This window comes from Phyllobacterium sp. UNC302MFCol5.2 (assembly GCF_000686005.1).
GTDB classification, from domain to species: domain Bacteria; phylum Pseudomonadota; class Alphaproteobacteria; order Rhizobiales; family Rhizobiaceae; genus Phyllobacterium; species Phyllobacterium pellucidum.
Map to the genome: position 1 here is coordinate 40,375 of NZ_JMLL01000015.1, position 14,843 is coordinate 55,217.

The window sequence follows — 14,843 nt, forward strand, 5'->3', positions numbered from 1 at the left end:
GATATCCGAAGGGTCCCGGGATTACAGCCATTATTGATCAACAGGCCGAACCGGCTGGACAAGCTCAGCAAAACAGAATCTCATTGCAAACAGAAGTTGTAGAGACCGGGATGGAAGCGACGATGACGCATAAACGGATTCTGTCGATTATTTTCATTTGCTTCGGCGTTCTCGCCTGGCCCGCTTATGCTGCTGCCTATACCGCCTATACAATGGGCAACGTGAACATTCGCACGGGTCCGGGCACCGGCTACGCAAAAGTCGCGACTCTCGCGCCAGGGTTGCGGGTCGATGTTCTCGCTTGCGAAGGCAGTTGGTGCCGCGTCGGCTATCAGGGGCTGCGCGGCTGGCTGTCGGCCAACTACATCGATCGCGCCGTTTCGACGCGTCCGCCGGCAGTCGTCATCCAGCCGACGATCGTCGTCAGGCCGCCCTACCGGCCTCCATATTATCGCCCGCCCGCATACCGTCCGCCGCCACCCTATTATCGGCCTCGGCCGAACTGCCGGATCGCGCCGGGCTACCCCTGTCCGTAATGCAAGCGACCGGCTGGTCGCGCTGGCGGCGCATCAGGGTTTATTCGACTGAAATCGCATAAAATTCTCGACCCGCTGTCGGGATTGGCGTTACCTGTTCGTCATCACTCAGAGAGGAACGAACGCGAATGCTCTACGCCATTTTTTGCTACAATCCCGAGGATGTCGTCGGCGCCTGGACCAAGGAAGAAGACGATGCAGTCATGGAGCGGCTTGGCAAAGTCCAGGACAAGCTTAGGGAGCAGGGCCGGCTCGGGCCCGTCGCGCGTCTGTTGCCAACGACTGCTGCAACGACGTTGCGCAAGGGCCGTGACGAGCCGATTATCATCGATGGCCCATTTGCCGAGACCAAGGAGCAATTGCTCGGTTTCTACATCATTGAGTGCGCATCGCTCGAAGAGGCCATCGACACGGCAAGGGATCTTGCCGTCGCCAATCCGGGCACCGGTTCCTACGAAATACGCCCTGTCTCCATCTTCCGGCCCGGAGTCGATCTGACATGAGCGAAGGGTGCTGGATCGACGCAGCATTGACGGCCGCCCGCCCCCAGGCGGTGGGTGCGCTGCTGCGTTATTTCCGCAATCTCGATATCGCCGAAGAAGCCTTTCAGGAGGCATGCCTGCGTGCCTTGAAAAACTGGCAGACGAACGGGCCCCCTCGCGATCCCACAGCCTGGCTGATCTTCGTTGGGCGTAATAGCGCCATTGATGGCGTCAGGCGTCAGGCGAAGCAACAGCCGCTGCCGCCCGAGGAATTGCTGTCAGACCTTGGCGACCGCGAGACCGCGATTGCCGAGAAGATCGACAATTCCGACTATCGCGACGATATATTGCGACTACTTTTTATCTGCTGCCATCCCGATCTTCCGGCAACCCAGCAGATCCCGCTCGCCCTGCGCATCGTTTCCGGGCTGTCCGTCCGTCAAATTGCGCGCGCATTTCTGGTTAGCGAGAGCGCCATGGAACAGCGCATCACCCGGGCGAAATCTCGTATCGGCAGCGGCGATGTTCCGTTCGAAACGCCAGGGCCCGTCGAGCGTTCCGAACGGCTCGCGGTCGTTGCCGCCATGGTCTACCTTATCTTCAACGAAGGCTATTCGGCTGGCGGCCATCAGCAGCAGGCGCGTTTCCCGCTCTGCGATGAGGCCATAAGGCTGGCGCGGCTGCTACTGCGCCTCTTCCCGGCCGAACCTGAAATCATGGGGCTCACCGCCCTCCTCCTTCTGCAAAGTGCGCGTAGTGCCGCCCGCTTCGACGCCGACGGCGCGGTCATTCTTCTCGAAGATCAGGACAGGCGCCTGTGGAACAGCAAGATGATCGCCGAGGGCCTCGCATTGATTGACAAGGCGATGCGCCATCGCCGCCCCGGTCCCTATCAGATCCAGGCGGCGATTGCCGCGCTGCACGCGAGGGCCGCGCGGGCCGAGGATACCGACTGGAGGGAAATCGATCTCCTTTACGCCGCGCTCGAACGGCTGACCCCTTCGCCAGTTGTTACTCTCAACCGGGCCGTTGCCGTCGCGAAGGTAAAGGGTCCGGAAGCCGCCCTTGCCTTGATAGAGCCGCTTGAGGAAAGACTTTCAGGCTACTTCCACTTCTTCGGCGTCAAGGGCGGCCTGTTGATGAAGGTCGGACGCACCAAGGAAGCACGCGAAGCTTTCAATCATGCAATTTCGCTGGCAAATACGGCGGCCGAAGCGGCCCATATCAGGATGCATCTCGACAGGCTCGCCGAAGGCTAGACAATCTGTTTCAGTTGCTGTCGGTTTGGCGGCTTTTCGTTCGTCCTTGAGTTGAGGTTCATCAATCAAGGAGAAATCCCATGAACGAGAGACATGCAGTCGAGGCGACCATCAAGGCCTGGTCCAGCGCCATAACTGCCAAGGATGCCGCAAACGTCGTTTCGAACCTGACCGACGACGTCGTACAATTCACCCTCGCACCGCCGCTCCAGCACAAAGGCAAGGACGCGGAAGATCTTGCAGGCTGGTTCGCCACCTGGGAAGGACCGATTGGCGGCGAAGCGCGCGATACGCGCATTGAAGTCGGCGGCGACGTAGCCTTCGCAACGAGCCTCGTGCGCATGACCGGCACGAAGACTGACGGCCAGAATGTCGATCTCTGGTTCCGCCAGACCCTTGGCCTCGTCAAGCAGGAGGGCACCTGGAGGATCGCCCATGTCCACAGCTCAGTACCGTTTTACATGGACGGCAGCATGAAGGGCGCTTTCGACCTCAAGCCGTAAACGACATCAAGCCATGTCGATCGGGGTCTTGTGCGCCTCGATATCATGCGGGACGATGGTCTGGCGCTCGACCATGCGATGCACGCGCGGATTGTCTTCGCCGCGATGAAGTTTGCGGATACGATCCCAGATCTCGGCATCGGCGTGCGTCCGGCGCTGGTTATGCCGGACGTATTCGACCCAGGTTGGAGTGTGGTAGCTCTCGGTCCACACTTCTGGATTTTCGAGATCGCGCATCAGCGCCCAATGGCCCGCGCCATCGCGAATGCGCACGCGCCGCCGCTCGGCCATGACGCTAAGAAACTCCGGAACGTCTTCCTCGGCAATGATGTAGTCGATCATGATGACGATAGGGCCGCTGCGCGGTTTCAGATCGAGCGCCAGCAGGGGCTCGCTGAAGCGGTTGAGCGGATCGAGATTGAGCGTCTTGAATTCCGGCAGGGCATAGCGGAGACCTATGGCGGCGCCCGCAAGCATGATGACGCTCGATGCGAGCAGCGCCTTGTCGGCCCCATATTCACCGGCCATAACACCCCAAAGCCAGCTGCCGGCAGCAATTCCGCCGAAGGTAGTGGTCTGGTAAAGCGACAGGGCGCGTCCTACAACCCAGCGCGGCGTCGAAAGCTGGACGGTGACGTTGAACAATGAGAGTGCGAGTACCCAGCAGGCGCCCGCAGCAAGAAGGGCTGCATTGGTCGGCCAGGCGCTCGGGCTTACGGCTGCAATGGCTGAACTCACGGCAAATCCGGCGAAAGCGATGCGGACGATTGCTTCGCTCGACAGGAATTCGCGCAGCCGCGCGCTGAGGAGCGCCCCGCCGATGGCGCCGATCCCGAACGATCCCAACATGACGCCATAAACGAGCGGACCGCCGCCCACCAGATCACGCGCGACGAGCGGCAGCAGCGCCAGCACGGCGCTCGCCGAAAAACCGAAGATGAAGCCACGGAAGATCACCTTGCCGATATTCGGCGACATCGCAACGTAGCGCAGGCCCGCGGAAATCGCCCGCCCCATCGTCTCGCGCGGCAAAGTATTGGGCGGGTATTTCGGCTGCCAGCGCATCAAGGCGAATATGATCGGAAAGTAGCTGACCGCGTTGACGGCAAAGGCCGCCGCCGCGCCCGCTGCGGCGACGATAACACCGCCGACCGCCGGGCCGACGCTGCGCGTAATGTTGAAGCCCATACTGTTGAGTGCAACGGCGCCCGGGAGATCGTCGCGGGGCACCATGTCGCCGACGGAAGCCTGCCACGACGGATTGTTGAGCGCGGTTCCGCAACCGAGCAGGAAAGTAAATGCGAGGAGGAGCCAGGGCGTGATCAGTCCGAGATAGGCGAAGACAGTCAGGAGCACGGAAATGACGACCATGAAGGTCTGCGCCACGATCATGACAGCACGGCGATTGAAATTATCCGCGAGCGCACCGGAAATGAGCGAAAACAGCATGATCGGCAGGGCGGTCGATGCCTGCACGAGTGCGACCATATCGACCGAACTCGAGATCGTGGTCATCATCCATGCGGCGCCGACCGCCTGAATGAGTGATCCGAAGTTCGAGGAGAGATTGGCGATCCAGATCGTGCGGAACGTTTCGTGTCTGAACGGCGCGAGTGGCGATATTCGGTCTGGCACCTCGAATGCTTCCTATTTGCGGTGATGGCTCGTAGTGCCCTTATAGGCGAGCCTGCCGCGAATTCCAGTTCTCGTGAACGACCGGTCCGTTCAACTTACGTTTTCGGTCTTAAGGAAGTGTGGGTGAGGCTCGCCCTTCCTCTCCCTTGTCGAGGGGACGGCGCCCAATAAAAAAGGGACGCCGCATCATTGCGAACGTCCCTTGAATTCGATTGAGCATTGCACTCATCATCTACGGTGCAATTGCTGCTTTGCGCGCCCCTTGTTCAAATGGTTTCCCCATGGCGAGCCTCGTCCCCGTCGGATCGGTACCACCTGGCCACCCGGCTCTCCGCCAGGTCCCCACTGGTTTGGCGCAGTACCTGATCCAACAGGCTCACCATGAGGAAAGTCGTCAATGCGAAGAAAATGCCGAGGCTAAACATCACGCCACCTCATCATACATCGCGTTGATCTTGTAGATTGCTTCCGAACGGTTCGTGACGCGCAGCTTCTTGAGAATATTGCGGACATGAACTTTGACGGTGTTCGGTGCAAGGTTCAGCGTATACGCAATTGACTTGTTCGCCTTACCGAGCCGCAGCACCTGAATGACGTCCTCTTCGCGCGGTGTAAACATCGCCCCCCGCTTGGATTGGTAGCGCCTCGTCCCCAGGATGCGCTGGATGTCAGTCAGATTTTCGGCCGCAACAAACACACCCCCGGCCAACGCCATCGAAATTGCTTCCATGCAGACCGATATGCCGGCATTGCCTGGAAGATAGCCCCGTGCCCCATGCTCGAGAACGGTCAGTATTTGCTGGAAGCCGCAAATATCGGCCTGGACGATAACCGGTGCGTTCGGGAATCTCAGCACCAGTTCCTCGATTTCGAGCACAATCGAGTTATCCATAAATCTTGAATCGTCGACACACACGAGAATGGCTGAAAACTCCGAGGCATCGAAGTCTTCGATATCATTCACCGAGCCGAAATTGACGATATGCAGGCCGAGCCCATTCGCAAGGAGACCCCAGGAGAGGTGCTCGCGAGAGAGCACGCGCCCGTCGATGATGGCAAGCGACTTTTGCGGCCGTGGATTTTCCGAAGCGATATGCAGCGTGGCACGACGGGCAGCTGTACGTCGGTCGGCAATTGGCCTGCCATCCGGTATTCGCTCATACGTGATTCCTGACATGATACTCACCCCTAAAACTTACTCACTGATTTTCCATCAGTTGTTTGTAACTCTAAGTTGTACGACATGATTTACTGCGATGGCCGGTAGACCTCTTGAGCACTTTTCAGCCGGCCACGGCTTACTCCACTTTGGTGTCCGTTCCTTCACTTGCCTGAATATTTCAGGGAGCGAATTGTCTAACGGAAGCTCATAGTTGTCGATTTTCCGGCAAAGCGCTTCACCCTGCGGGGTGAAACAAAAAAAACTGCAAATTTTTTGTTTGAAAGGAAGTTTAAAGGCCTTCCAGACCTGCAACCATCCGGATCAATTCGACCTGGTTTGCGGCATTGGTCTTTGCATATAAGCTCTTGATTTGCGACCTGATCGTCTCTCGGGAGAGCCCCGCCTCGGCCGCGATTTCATCGGCAGTCCGGCCGCCGATCAACCCGTTCAAGGCCCTGACTTCCGCACCGGTAAGCGCGTACATTTCGCGGAACTCCGCGAGGTCGAATACGCGTGGCGTCGTGCGTTGCGGCTCGAGAATCACGACGACAGTCGGCCCCTCGAAGAAGAACGAGAACCTGTCCTTCTGAACATGGATCAACGTCACCTTGACGTCATCGACCTGAAAACTCGCATATTTCGGTTCGTGCGACGTGCGATCGAGCATCTTCTGCAACATGGCTTCGGCATCGTGGGAGGCGATGTGCAGTTTCCCCAGCGCGGAGGTGCGCACACAGTTTCCCTGCTCCATTATCTTCTGCGCGGTCTCCGAGGCGGACTTTATCCGGGAGCTGTCGCCGACGATAATCAGCCCGACATCGATGGCGTCGAAGGCAAGACCCCGGGCTTCCTTGCTGAACCTGTTGAATGAACGGTTCTGATAATATTTGAAGACCCTGTTGAGATGCGGCGCCAGTCGGGTCAGCAATTCGGCCGCTTCGGCAGTACGCTCAGTTTCTCGCTCGCTGGTCAGAATGCTTAAAAGAAAAGACCGCCCTTCAGTGCGGACGATCGTAACGCCCACAGCCGATTCGGCGCCGGCCGGCACAAGAAAGTCGCTATAGAACTCGGTCTTCACCAGCCGGTCATAGGGCAGCATCTGTTCCGCCGTGACACCGATTCCGATCTTGCGGTTCGCGGCCCTCGGCATCCAAGGATTGATGCGGCAGAAATAAGTATCGTACTGGTTGACCTGCTTGGAGGTCATTCCGGAGGTTAATGACAAGGCGCCAGTTGCCTTGTACTGATCGTGATAAAAGAGGGTTGATTTGCCGTCCGGAAGGGTCGCCGCAAGCCGATCGAGAAAATGCTGCCAGCTGGTTTCACCCAGGAGGGAAGCATATACGAGGTCAATGAACTCGTCGTCGATAAGCTTCAAGTCGTGCTTCATCCCACTTTGCCGCTGAACTGTCTTATCTTGCGCGAGTATAGCGCTGCGAGAGAATTTTTCCACAGCAACCCTAGATAATCGGAGCAATGGCTCCGATGCGCCAACTTGCTCCAAGACCGCGGGAACTCCGTACGGACAAAGCCGATTAGCTAAATATATAACCCCAACTGATTACCGATTAGCCCATTATTTGGTTCGACTGTCAGTATATTTTCTCATAACATTGATAGATCAAACGCACTACGATGTATTATTTGAGACAAACGAGCGTACATGCCATATTCAACCTGCAGCTGTAAATATTCCACAGATTATTTCACAGCGCAAGGCGGTCCCGTCCCGCCAACGACTTCTAGCAGCATCGCAAGATAATCTTCATTCATCTCGCGGAGAGCGATTCGGCCGCCTGTGCTTTGCTGCGACTGCCATTCGAGGGGGAACCAACATGGCATTTACGGATAATTGCGACATCTTCGCCTCGTTTCATGAAGATGCGTTCAATGCAGTAATAGGACACGTGCGCCGGCAGCGGCCGTCATTGTTCAATTATGCTTCGCTTGGCGTCATTGCCAATCCTGGGCTGCTGTGCCGGCAGATCGATGCGCACCCTGTCGTTGCCCAACGCAACAATCCAATGATGACGCGCATCGACCCGCTGCAAATACCGGGGACCAACTTCGCCATGGAACTCGCCGTTCAGGTCACCGAGGCCAAGATCGACTTTCACCCAGGCAAAGGGATTGCCTTACCCCCGGAACTCGGAAAGCTCGCGCCGCAACGCTTCGCAATGGCGCTCGGGGTATGCCTTGGTCTTGGCTGCCCGCGTGATTTCCCTGTCGACAGGCTAATTGATCCTCCCAAGGACAAACCCGACCGCGATGACAAGGGCCGGGATCCGGTACCGCCGCGACCGCTGCCCGTGCGCAGCCTGATGTGCTTCTGTCTGGAAGTCTTCGCCGTGGGCGGAGTGCGGATCCGCTTCTACAACGGCAAGCCCTATCTGGAGCCGTTTCTCGACCGGATCGAGATTGTCGATATACGCCCCGACGAACTTGAAGCGATACTGGAATGCTATTTGGAGATGATGCTGAAGCTCGGCCTCATCCCAAAACTCCGCATCCTGCTCGAACGGGCGCCGCTGGAAATCATCAAGAACGTCGTGAGCGTCGTCGTCAAGCCAACGCCGATCTCGGCGGCGGTTCCGAACAATCCGGCGATCGAGGACGACCAGCTGAAGGCATTCATCAACCTGGAGGTGATCTGAAATGGCCAACCTCACCATTGCCGCTTCCGAAGCAAGCTTCGTTCGCCTCTTCAACGCCATCCGCGACAACTTCACCTTTGCGGACGCTGACAGCGCCGACTTTGGACCTTTCACAGCAAGTTATGACGTCGCCTTCCACCTTGAGAACGGCAATGTCGATCTTCGCGGCGACAATACGGTCAAGATCGACGAACTCGACATCAAATGGGACAAGCTCGACCTGTCGCTCGGCATCGATATACCGAGCATCTGCATTGGCGGCTGGTGCATCATCCCGACGCCATTCGGCTGTGCCCTTCGCCTGCCGAAAATCTGCATCTTCGACGACGATCCCGATATCGCGATCACGCTGCCGCTCGGCGGTCTCGTTTCGGAAGTGTCGCTGACCGGGCGCCTTGTCATGCGCCATTTTGACAATCCGGCGCGTCCACCCGGGATGAACGCTTGGGATGCCCAGGACGCCGTGCCTTCCCTGGCGAGCGAATGGCGCCTGTTCTTCGATGATCCGATTGTCGATATTGACCCTATCGATGTCGGTGATACCGTCGGCGACTTGTTGGAGGCAGCGGTCAACGCAGCGGTCGACAACCTTCTCTTTTTCCTTCCCGGCTGGGCGAGGGATATCGTGAAGGGGATACTCGGGCCGGTCATCGATCTCGTTCGGGCGATCCTCGACATTCCTGACGATATTCAGGAATGGATCTCGGACCTTCTGAATGTCAGCTTCGGACTGCTCGACATCGTCGCCCAGTTCATCATCGATTATTTCGGTGACAAAACTCCGCTGACGGCAATTGAAGATCCCTACCCGTTGCTGCCGGAAACCACCAACCCGAACAATTTCGGTCCCTCCATGCTCATGCCCGTCAAGGTCCCGATCCGGAAACTCAACGTCTTCAACAACGATGTCGAGATGATTCTGGAAGCAGATATAGGATGAAACGATGTTAGCGACCCTCAACCGGCAATTGTTCGAGGCTACCGTTTTTGACAGCGGGGCGCTTGGGCTCACCACCAGCATTGTCCATCAGTTCACGGTCGCCGGGATCTATTCGGCAACCGTGCGCAAAGACGGAAAGCACATGGGAAATGTCAGTTTCGAGGTTCGCGACGATGCGACCTCAATGCAACTCGACATTGATCTCGCCAAGACCCAGCAAGGCTCGAAAGATGGCTGTTGCTGCGGCACGGAAGCCGGCCAACCTGTGTCGTCAAAGGGCTATGTCGTCTTTCACACGACATCCGGCACGGGATGGTCGGTACATGTTGGCGAAGGCAAGCAGGCGAGCTTTGACAGCACACGTCTGACGAAAGGCGATATTTTTGCCCTAACCCTGCTCGAGCCAACCCGGTACGGCATCGAGAACAAACTCGGCAGTGCGAAGGGTTCCGTCACGGTGGAGTTCAGCAAGGGGGATGCGAAGCGCTTGAGCGAACTCAAGCCTGTCATGGTGACGGCCGGAAAAAAGTTCGACCCCGAGAACTTCAAGCTGATCGCCACGCAAGGGCTCGTATTCCGCATCGAAACCGATGCCCGTATCGTCATCAGCCGCAAGGAAGCGCGTAAGGCTGAACCTGACAAGGGGCGCATCCGCTTTCAACGGCCGCGTATCGTCGAAACCCGGCCGGCGCGGAAGGCTTCATAGTATCGTCCGGAGGCTAGCGCGCGCTGCGATACAGGATCTCGCCCTTGCCCGACACGGAATTGTCGCCCGCATATTTCCCCGGCCTGTTGCCAAGCAGGGGGCGGTCGAGGATGCCTTCCGCGATGAGGTAGCGGTCGAAAAGGCCGGAAAAAGCGATATCCGGCCGCCCGCAAGGGATGAAGGTCGGCGACAGTGCCTCGGGGTGGCGGTCAAAGAGCAACGAGCCGCGCTTCATAAGGTAGCCCGGCATTGCACCGACCTTGCCCGTAACCACGATGGTTCCTGCGATCATGCGATAGCCCGCATGATCGCCGCAGCCCTTGCCGATTGCGACCGTGCCACGACGCAGCCGGTCGCCGGCGTAATTGCCGACCCTGCCCCGAACAATAAGGACACCGCCTTCCATACCTGCAAGCTCGCCGGCAAGCGGTGCGGCGACGTGATTGCCGGCGTTGCCCGTAAGTTCGATTCGTCCACCAGCCATGCCAGATCCCAAATGATCGCCAGCGTTCCCTTCGATCAGCAGCGATCCCCCGGACATCTTGCGGCCGGCCTGGCTCCCGACATTTCCAACAACGCGCAGACTGCCAGCACCCATACCGGCCCCGACACGGTCGAACCGGGCGCTTCCGCCCTCGACGATGAGGTTTTCGGCATCTTTTCCGGCCAATTTGAAAAGGTCGCCGACGACGGCTGGTTTGCGGCTTGTACCGACGCGCACCCTTTCAATCTGTGCGAGCGAGAGCCCTGATATGTCTGTTGGCGTAAGGACGGAGAGATCAAGGCGCTCTTCGGGCTCGGACAGCAGGGTGAAGGTCATGGCTTTCATGGCAACAAGTCCTTCAGATGATAGTGAAACTTGCCAAGCTTGCCGCCATAATTGCCAGCGCTGATCCGCAGCGCCCCGCGCTTCGGGCCAAGATCGATCGCCGCCTTCAGTCCGGCGCGCATCGCTGCGGCAACCGCATCGCTGGTTTCGCCGTCGATGACGATCTCCAAAACGGCGTTGACGTCCGCCGTGAGTGAGGAATTCACCACGCCGCGCAGCGTCGGCGCAAAAGCATCGTTGGTCGAAGCCATCATGCCCTTGTATTTCCCGCCGACTTTCGAGCCAGACCGAACGATACCGCCTGGGAACGGCATGATTGCACCCGGCACTTTTTCGATGGCGGCGACCGCTCGCTCGGCGGCGTGCAGCGCCTTGGCATTGTCCGCCGCAAGGAAAAGCAGGTTGCCGCCGCCGACTGCATTCTTGGTAAGGCCCGTCGTCGCTTCGCACAGAAATTCGCCATCCATGACCGGCACGCGCCAGTAGTGGCGGTCGCCGAACTTCTTCGAGATTTGCCAGCCGTCGCCGAAATAGCGCAGCGAATTGCCAAGGTCGAGCCGCACTGTTCCGTCGAGCGCGGCGAAACACGCGCTCCCCGGCGAGGTCAGCACACATTGGCCGAGCCGGGTCTTGAGCTGTTTCTGCAGATCGTCAGTACTCATTGCGAAGATCATGACGCGGCAGCCCGGCCGGCCATCCGGTGTTTGGGTCTCCGGCAAGTCCATATCGATGGCGGCCTCACATCCGCAGCCGATCACGGACGTCGCAAAGCCGGTCATGGTGATCGCTGCCTGACGAGCCCACTTCAGTGTCGGCGCCGTAATGAGGATTGCGGTGGCCCGCATGCCGAAGGCCTCGGCAAATGTATCGTCGATAACGACCCCATTGCGGCTCAGCTCTTGCATGAAACCTCCGCAAACGGCTCTTCGCGGGCAATCGCGGTATCAGCAAAGGTGAACCACTCCAGCGACAGGCCGTAGCGCTCGTCGTGATAGTCCCGCATGCGTTTTACCATGGCCTTGTCCGCCGGCGGATTGAGCCGCAACGCCTTGCCCCAACGGTATTTGGTCACCTTGCCGTTCTTGACGACCACCTCGCCGTTCTTGAAGACGAGCGCGGCTTCGCGGAACATCTTCGCGATGTCCTTGCCGCGCCTGTAAACGGCAATATCGGCGATCGCACCCGCCGCGAGATGGCCCCGATCCTTGAGGCCAAGAAGCTTTGCCGGCGCGGCCCGCGTCATGATGGCGATCTCCTCGAATGTGTATTCGCGCCGAACCGAAGCCAGCGTCGTCAGCTCCAATGCTCCGGCATTGAGCTCGGTCGCCTTGGCGTCTCGCGCCTCGGCACTCATCAGCAGTTCAAACAATTCCGGATAGGCGGTAAAGGGCGCACCGTTGGGATGATCGGTCGTAAAGAACACGCGCCATGGATCTGTAATGAGGAGAAAGAGCTCGAGCCCTACCGCCCACTGCAGCGAGCCATAGTAGTCGTGCTTGTAGCGATAGGGGACAATGCCGCCACCGCTATTGCCGTCACCGTCGATAATGACCGATTTCTTCGGATTAGCGTTACCGAGTGCCGAGAACTGACGCATCACGTCAGAAGAAATCGTCACTGTCTGGCCGAACATCACCTGGCCGATATCGATCGTCACGTCGGGGTTGCCGTTGACAAGTTCCGCAAGCCGCGCGGCCTCGGACGAGAACTTGCGCTTGCCTTCCGTCCCATAGCCGTAGAACTGCAGGTGCGCCAGATGCAGGGGCGTGCCTTCGGTAGCGGCAATCGTCGCCGCGGCCGTGTCGGCGCTTCCGGCTATGCCGAGATTGTTGCAATGGACATGCAAGGGATGCGGAATGCCGAGCCGCGTGACCGATGCCTGCAGCGCCTTGACGATGCCGCGCGAGGTCAAACCATATTCCGGCACGATGTCGTCGAACGAAAACGATCGCACATTGTCCTTGAACGCAGCGGCCGCGCCGGCATTGATTACCTTGACACCCAATGCACGGGAAGAAGCGACGATCCAGGCAACATAATCGTCGAGCATGGCCGTCGATTTTTCATCGCGCAGCAGCGAAAGGGTAAAGTCGTCATTACCGAGAATGGCGAGCGTCGCCTTGTCGATGATGGGTATGTCGGCAAGCTCAAGATGCGTGTGAAGGGCGGTGCTCGGGGCCATGGCCGGCTCCACGACCGTGGTAAAGCCCATCTGCGCGTAGAGGCAACCGGTCTGATAGGTCGACCAGCCCGCATTGGAAAGCGGGGTGTGTGCCGGGCGTGGTTGATGCGCCGCGTGTTGCTCGGGCAGCAGCAGCCGGGCGGTATTCACATTGCCGCCGCCGATATGCGAGTGAATATCGATTGCGCCCGCCATGACGATGCAACCGGATACATCGTGCGTTTCGTCTGCTGCGCCGCCCTCGGGAGCTTCCACGATAACACCGTCCCTGATCCACAGGTCACGGCGGCCACTTGTACCATTGACCGGATCTATCACGTCTCCCCCCACGAGACGGATCAGCATGGCAGACCCATTCGCCCGGGATAAACAAGCGCAAGCTGCTGCAGCACGCTTGCTATGCTCGGCAATTCGGACGGTGCCGAAGCCGTCAGCGAATGAAACGTGCCGATCCTGCTTGAGAAGGCAACCCCGTCATGATCGACTCCCGCCCTGCCGACCGATATCGTCACGGCAGCCCCTTCCGTCCGCTTTTCCGTCCGGCTCAAAGAGACCAACCCGATCCTGCCTTTCGGGGGCATTGTTCCCCGTGCGGACACCCAGACGTGAAGGTCCGCTTCCTTGTCGCGAACCATACGCTGGGTGTCCCATCGCACGGGGTCATAGCTTGGGAGGCTATCGGAAAATCCTGTACGGGGCGGAAAACCGGTCATCCACAGTGATGTGAGGGCGGTACCCCAGGCATCATCGTCCGTGGGAAGAAACAGACTGCTGGCGCGACCTTGCTTGTTGAGGTCGGCCACCAGTCCCTGGAGCATGGCAAGGTCCGGCGAATTCATAGTGCCGGAAAAGACAAAAACCGGAAACCGGCTCTTGCCGAGCGCGCTCTTCAGACGATCTACATTTGCCAGCGAACCAGTCTGATTTCGCCCCAGCAAATCCGCGCGCAGGGCAGCGAGCACGCCCGCAAGCCCGAGACCCTCCCCACCGATCGCAACGGATCTGAGCTTGCGATGGAGGCGACACGCGTCTGAGGGGGGCTCCAATGCGCCCTCGACATGAAACCAGACCCGCTTGTTGCGATCGCCGAGATCAGGATTGGATCCTGCCAGATGGAGGAGGAGTTCATGATGGGCAACGGGAATGTCACCGACGAGAACGACGAGGCTGGAACGGCGCCGCGTCTCACCCGGCGTTGTGATCATGGCGCCTTGATCGGCGAACAGCGCCACTTCCCTTGCGAGCATGTCGCCATGAATATGATCAAAGGCGCCGCCTACCCTTTCCGCGAGTGCGATCGCACTGCGCGTACCATGCACATCCGCATCTATGGTGAATACTGGACAGCGGCTTGATACCAGAAGCTTTGCAACGTTCTGTATCGCATCCATCAAGGATACCGGCTGGCTGCCAATCCATGCAACCGACATATTCCGCATCTTTCTGGTGCCAAGATTAACTTAGCTACTTCTTTTTCGATTGTGAACCCTGACGCCAGGCAAAAATCACGCGGTCAATCGTCGTATTTTACATAGGCAAAGCGCTGGTCTGTTTGCGGCGTTCCTTCCAGCGATCCCGTCTCCTTGCCGGGTTGCCACTGGACCACACCTTCGATCTTCTTGGCGAGTTCGAAGTCCTTGTCGGTAATGCCTTTGGCCGCGTGATTCTGGAGCAGGACCTCGACCCAGGCATAGGACGCCTTAAGATCCGGATGGTGCCATGCGGCCTCCGCGAGATGACCGATCGTGTTGATGACCATCAATGTCGACTTCCAGCTATGCGTTTTGTATTTGCGGCGAATCCAACCGTTCTCGTAGCGCCAGTGAGGCAGTTCTTCCTTGAGCTTTGCGACGATTTCGCTTTCGGAATAGACGCGTTCCTTGATTTTCGGTTCATCGGTCATTGGCATTCCTCCCTATTTCGTCGCGCATCGCGCTTGCGCCGAATTCGAAAGA

General features: G+C 58.5%; 15 protein-coding genes. 7 read left to right on the forward strand and 8 right to left on the reverse strand.

Annotation, left to right across the window (positions count from 1 at the left end; genetic code table 11):
- Positions 1 to 122: 122 nt before the first annotated feature.
- The 4 genes from BR48_RS0119540 to BR48_RS0119555 all read left to right on the forward strand — a co-directional run bounded on the left by BR48_RS0119540 (position 123) and on the right by BR48_RS0119555 (position 2,780).
- The gene (locus tag BR48_RS0119540; RefSeq protein ID WP_027232857.1) at positions 123 to 536 is read left to right on the forward strand and encodes an SH3 domain-containing protein; all 414 of its coding nucleotides are present in this window, start codon (positions 123 to 125) and stop codon (positions 534 to 536) included.
- Positions 537 to 664: 128 nt separating this feature from the next.
- Positions 665 to 1,039 (forward strand): YciI family protein, encoded by a 375-nt coding sequence (locus BR48_RS0119545; RefSeq protein WP_027232858.1) that lies wholly within the window; start codon positions 665 to 667, stop codon positions 1,037 to 1,039.
- Positions 1,036 to 2,277 carry an RNA polymerase sigma factor gene (locus tag BR48_RS0119550; RefSeq protein ID WP_027232859.1) on the forward strand — a complete coding sequence of 414 codons (1,242 nt, stop codon included), beginning with the start codon at positions 1,036 to 1,038 and terminating at the stop codon, positions 2,275 to 2,277. The genes BR48_RS0119545 and BR48_RS0119550 overlap by 4 nt, the downstream gene beginning before the upstream one ends.
- 80 nt (positions 2,278 to 2,357) lie before the next feature.
- Positions 2,358 to 2,780 (forward strand): nuclear transport factor 2 family protein, encoded by a 423-nt coding sequence (locus BR48_RS0119555; RefSeq protein ID WP_027232860.1) that lies wholly within the window; start codon positions 2,358 to 2,360, stop codon positions 2,778 to 2,780.
- 6 nt (positions 2,781 to 2,786) lie between these two features.
- Here the strand turns inward: BR48_RS0119555 and BR48_RS0119560 are convergent, their stop codons facing one another.
- From BR48_RS0119560 to BR48_RS0119575, 3 genes are all read right to left on the reverse strand, one after another.
- Complete coding sequence (locus BR48_RS0119560; protein ID WP_027232861.1) at positions 2,787 to 4,415, reverse strand: MFS transporter; 1,629 nt, start codon at positions 4,413 to 4,415, stop codon at positions 2,787 to 2,789.
- A 424-nt stretch (positions 4,416 to 4,839) separates the two neighbouring features.
- Positions 4,840 to 5,592 (reverse strand): response regulator transcription factor, encoded by a 753-nt coding sequence (locus tag BR48_RS0119570; RefSeq protein ID WP_051615243.1) that lies wholly within the window; start codon positions 5,590 to 5,592, stop codon positions 4,840 to 4,842.
- Between the two features lie 274 nt (positions 5,593 to 5,866).
- Positions 5,867 to 6,967, reverse strand: coding sequence for a helix-turn-helix transcriptional regulator (locus tag BR48_RS0119575; RefSeq protein ID WP_051615245.1), 1,101 nt, complete (start codon positions 6,965 to 6,967; stop codon positions 5,867 to 5,869).
- Between the two features lie 445 nt (positions 6,968 to 7,412).
- Here BR48_RS0119575 and BR48_RS0119580 point away from each other — a divergent pair, with 445 nt between their 5' ends.
- From BR48_RS0119580 to BR48_RS0119595, 3 genes are read left to right on the forward strand one after another with little or no spacing between them, the layout of a single operon-like run.
- Complete coding sequence (locus BR48_RS0119580; protein ID WP_027232864.1) at positions 7,413 to 8,231, forward strand: hypothetical protein; 819 nt, start codon at positions 7,413 to 7,415, stop codon at positions 8,229 to 8,231.
- Position 8,232: 1 nt separating this feature from the next.
- A complete protein-coding gene (locus tag BR48_RS25580) occupies positions 8,233 to 9,171 on the forward strand; it encodes a hypothetical protein (protein WP_051615248.1) in 939 nt (312 codons plus the stop codon).
- Between the two features lie 4 nt (positions 9,172 to 9,175).
- Entirely contained in the window at positions 9,176 to 9,877 is a 702-nt protein-coding gene (locus BR48_RS0119595; RefSeq protein ID WP_027232866.1) for a hypothetical protein, read from the forward strand.
- A gap of 13 nt (positions 9,878 to 9,890) precedes the next feature.
- Here BR48_RS0119595 and BR48_RS0119600 read toward each other — a convergent pair whose 3' ends face one another.
- The 5 genes from BR48_RS0119600 to BR48_RS0119620 all read right to left on the reverse strand — a co-directional run bounded on the left by BR48_RS0119600 (position 9,891) and on the right by BR48_RS0119620 (position 14,791).
- Complete coding sequence (locus tag BR48_RS0119600) at positions 9,891 to 10,706, reverse strand: formylmethanofuran dehydrogenase subunit C (protein ID WP_027232867.1); 816 nt, start codon at positions 10,704 to 10,706, stop codon at positions 9,891 to 9,893.
- Positions 10,703 to 11,611: a formylmethanofuran--tetrahydromethanopterin N-formyltransferase gene (fhcD, locus tag BR48_RS0119605; RefSeq protein WP_027232868.1), complete on the reverse strand. Its 909-nt coding sequence runs from the start codon at positions 11,609 to 11,611 to the stop codon at positions 10,703 to 10,705. Before fhcD ends, BR48_RS0119600 begins: the two co-directional genes overlap by 4 nt.
- Positions 11,599 to 13,233, reverse strand: a complete 1,635-nt coding sequence (locus BR48_RS0119610) for a formylmethanofuran dehydrogenase subunit A (protein ID WP_027232869.1) — start codon at positions 13,231 to 13,233, stop codon at positions 11,599 to 11,601. Before BR48_RS0119610 ends, fhcD begins: the two co-directional genes overlap by 13 nt.
- Positions 13,227 to 14,318: a hypothetical protein gene (locus BR48_RS25050; RefSeq protein ID WP_081815968.1), complete on the reverse strand. Its 1,092-nt coding sequence runs from the start codon at positions 14,316 to 14,318 to the stop codon at positions 13,227 to 13,229. The genes BR48_RS0119610 and BR48_RS25050 overlap by 7 nt, the downstream gene beginning before the upstream one ends.
- An 83-nt stretch (positions 14,319 to 14,401) precedes the next feature.
- On the reverse strand, positions 14,402 to 14,791 hold the full coding sequence (locus BR48_RS0119620; RefSeq protein ID WP_027232870.1) for a 4a-hydroxytetrahydrobiopterin dehydratase: 390 nt from the start codon (positions 14,789 to 14,791) through the stop codon (positions 14,402 to 14,404).
- Positions 14,792 to 14,843: the final 52 nt, after the last annotated feature.

What these genes read in the sequence shown, in the direction of transcription:
- BR48_RS25580 (WP_051615248.1), top strand. Translation starts at nt 8,233, where the DNA reads ATGGCCAACCTCACCATTGCCGCTTCCGAAGCAAGCTTCGTTCGCCTC.
- BR48_RS0119620 (WP_027232870.1), bottom strand. Translation starts at nt 14,791, where the DNA reads ATGACCGATGAACCGAAAATCAAGGAACGCGTCTATTCCGAAAGCGAA.
- BR48_RS0119610 (WP_027232869.1), bottom strand. Translation starts at nt 13,233, where the DNA reads ATGCTGATCCGTCTCGTGGGGGGAGACGTGATAGATCCGGTCAATGGT.
- BR48_RS25050 (WP_081815968.1), bottom strand. Translation starts at nt 14,318, where the DNA reads ATGTCGGTTGCATGGATTGGCAGCCAGCCGGTATCCTTGATGGATGCG.
- fhcD (WP_027232868.1), bottom strand. Translation starts at nt 11,611, where the DNA reads ATGCAAGAGCTGAGCCGCAATGGGGTCGTTATCGACGATACATTTGCC.
- BR48_RS0119570 (WP_051615243.1), bottom strand. Translation starts at nt 5,592, where the DNA reads ATGTCAGGAATCACGTATGAGCGAATACCGGATGGCAGGCCAATTGCC.
- BR48_RS0119550 (WP_027232859.1), top strand. Translation starts at nt 1,036, where the DNA reads ATGAGCGAAGGGTGCTGGATCGACGCAGCATTGACGGCCGCCCGCCCC.
- BR48_RS0119595 (WP_027232866.1), top strand. Translation starts at nt 9,176, where the DNA reads ATGTTAGCGACCCTCAACCGGCAATTGTTCGAGGCTACCGTTTTTGAC.
- BR48_RS0119555 (WP_027232860.1), top strand. Translation starts at nt 2,358, where the DNA reads ATGAACGAGAGACATGCAGTCGAGGCGACCATCAAGGCCTGGTCCAGC.
- BR48_RS0119600 (WP_027232867.1), bottom strand. Translation starts at nt 10,706, where the DNA reads ATGAAAGCCATGACCTTCACCCTGCTGTCCGAGCCCGAAGAGCGCCTT.
- BR48_RS0119575 (WP_051615245.1), bottom strand. Translation starts at nt 6,967, where the DNA reads ATGAAGCACGACTTGAAGCTTATCGACGACGAGTTCATTGACCTCGTA.
- BR48_RS0119540 (WP_027232857.1), top strand. Translation starts at nt 123, where the DNA reads ATGACGCATAAACGGATTCTGTCGATTATTTTCATTTGCTTCGGCGTT.
- BR48_RS0119580 (WP_027232864.1), top strand. Translation starts at nt 7,413, where the DNA reads ATGGCATTTACGGATAATTGCGACATCTTCGCCTCGTTTCATGAAGAT.
- BR48_RS0119545 (WP_027232858.1), top strand. Translation starts at nt 665, where the DNA reads ATGCTCTACGCCATTTTTTGCTACAATCCCGAGGATGTCGTCGGCGCC.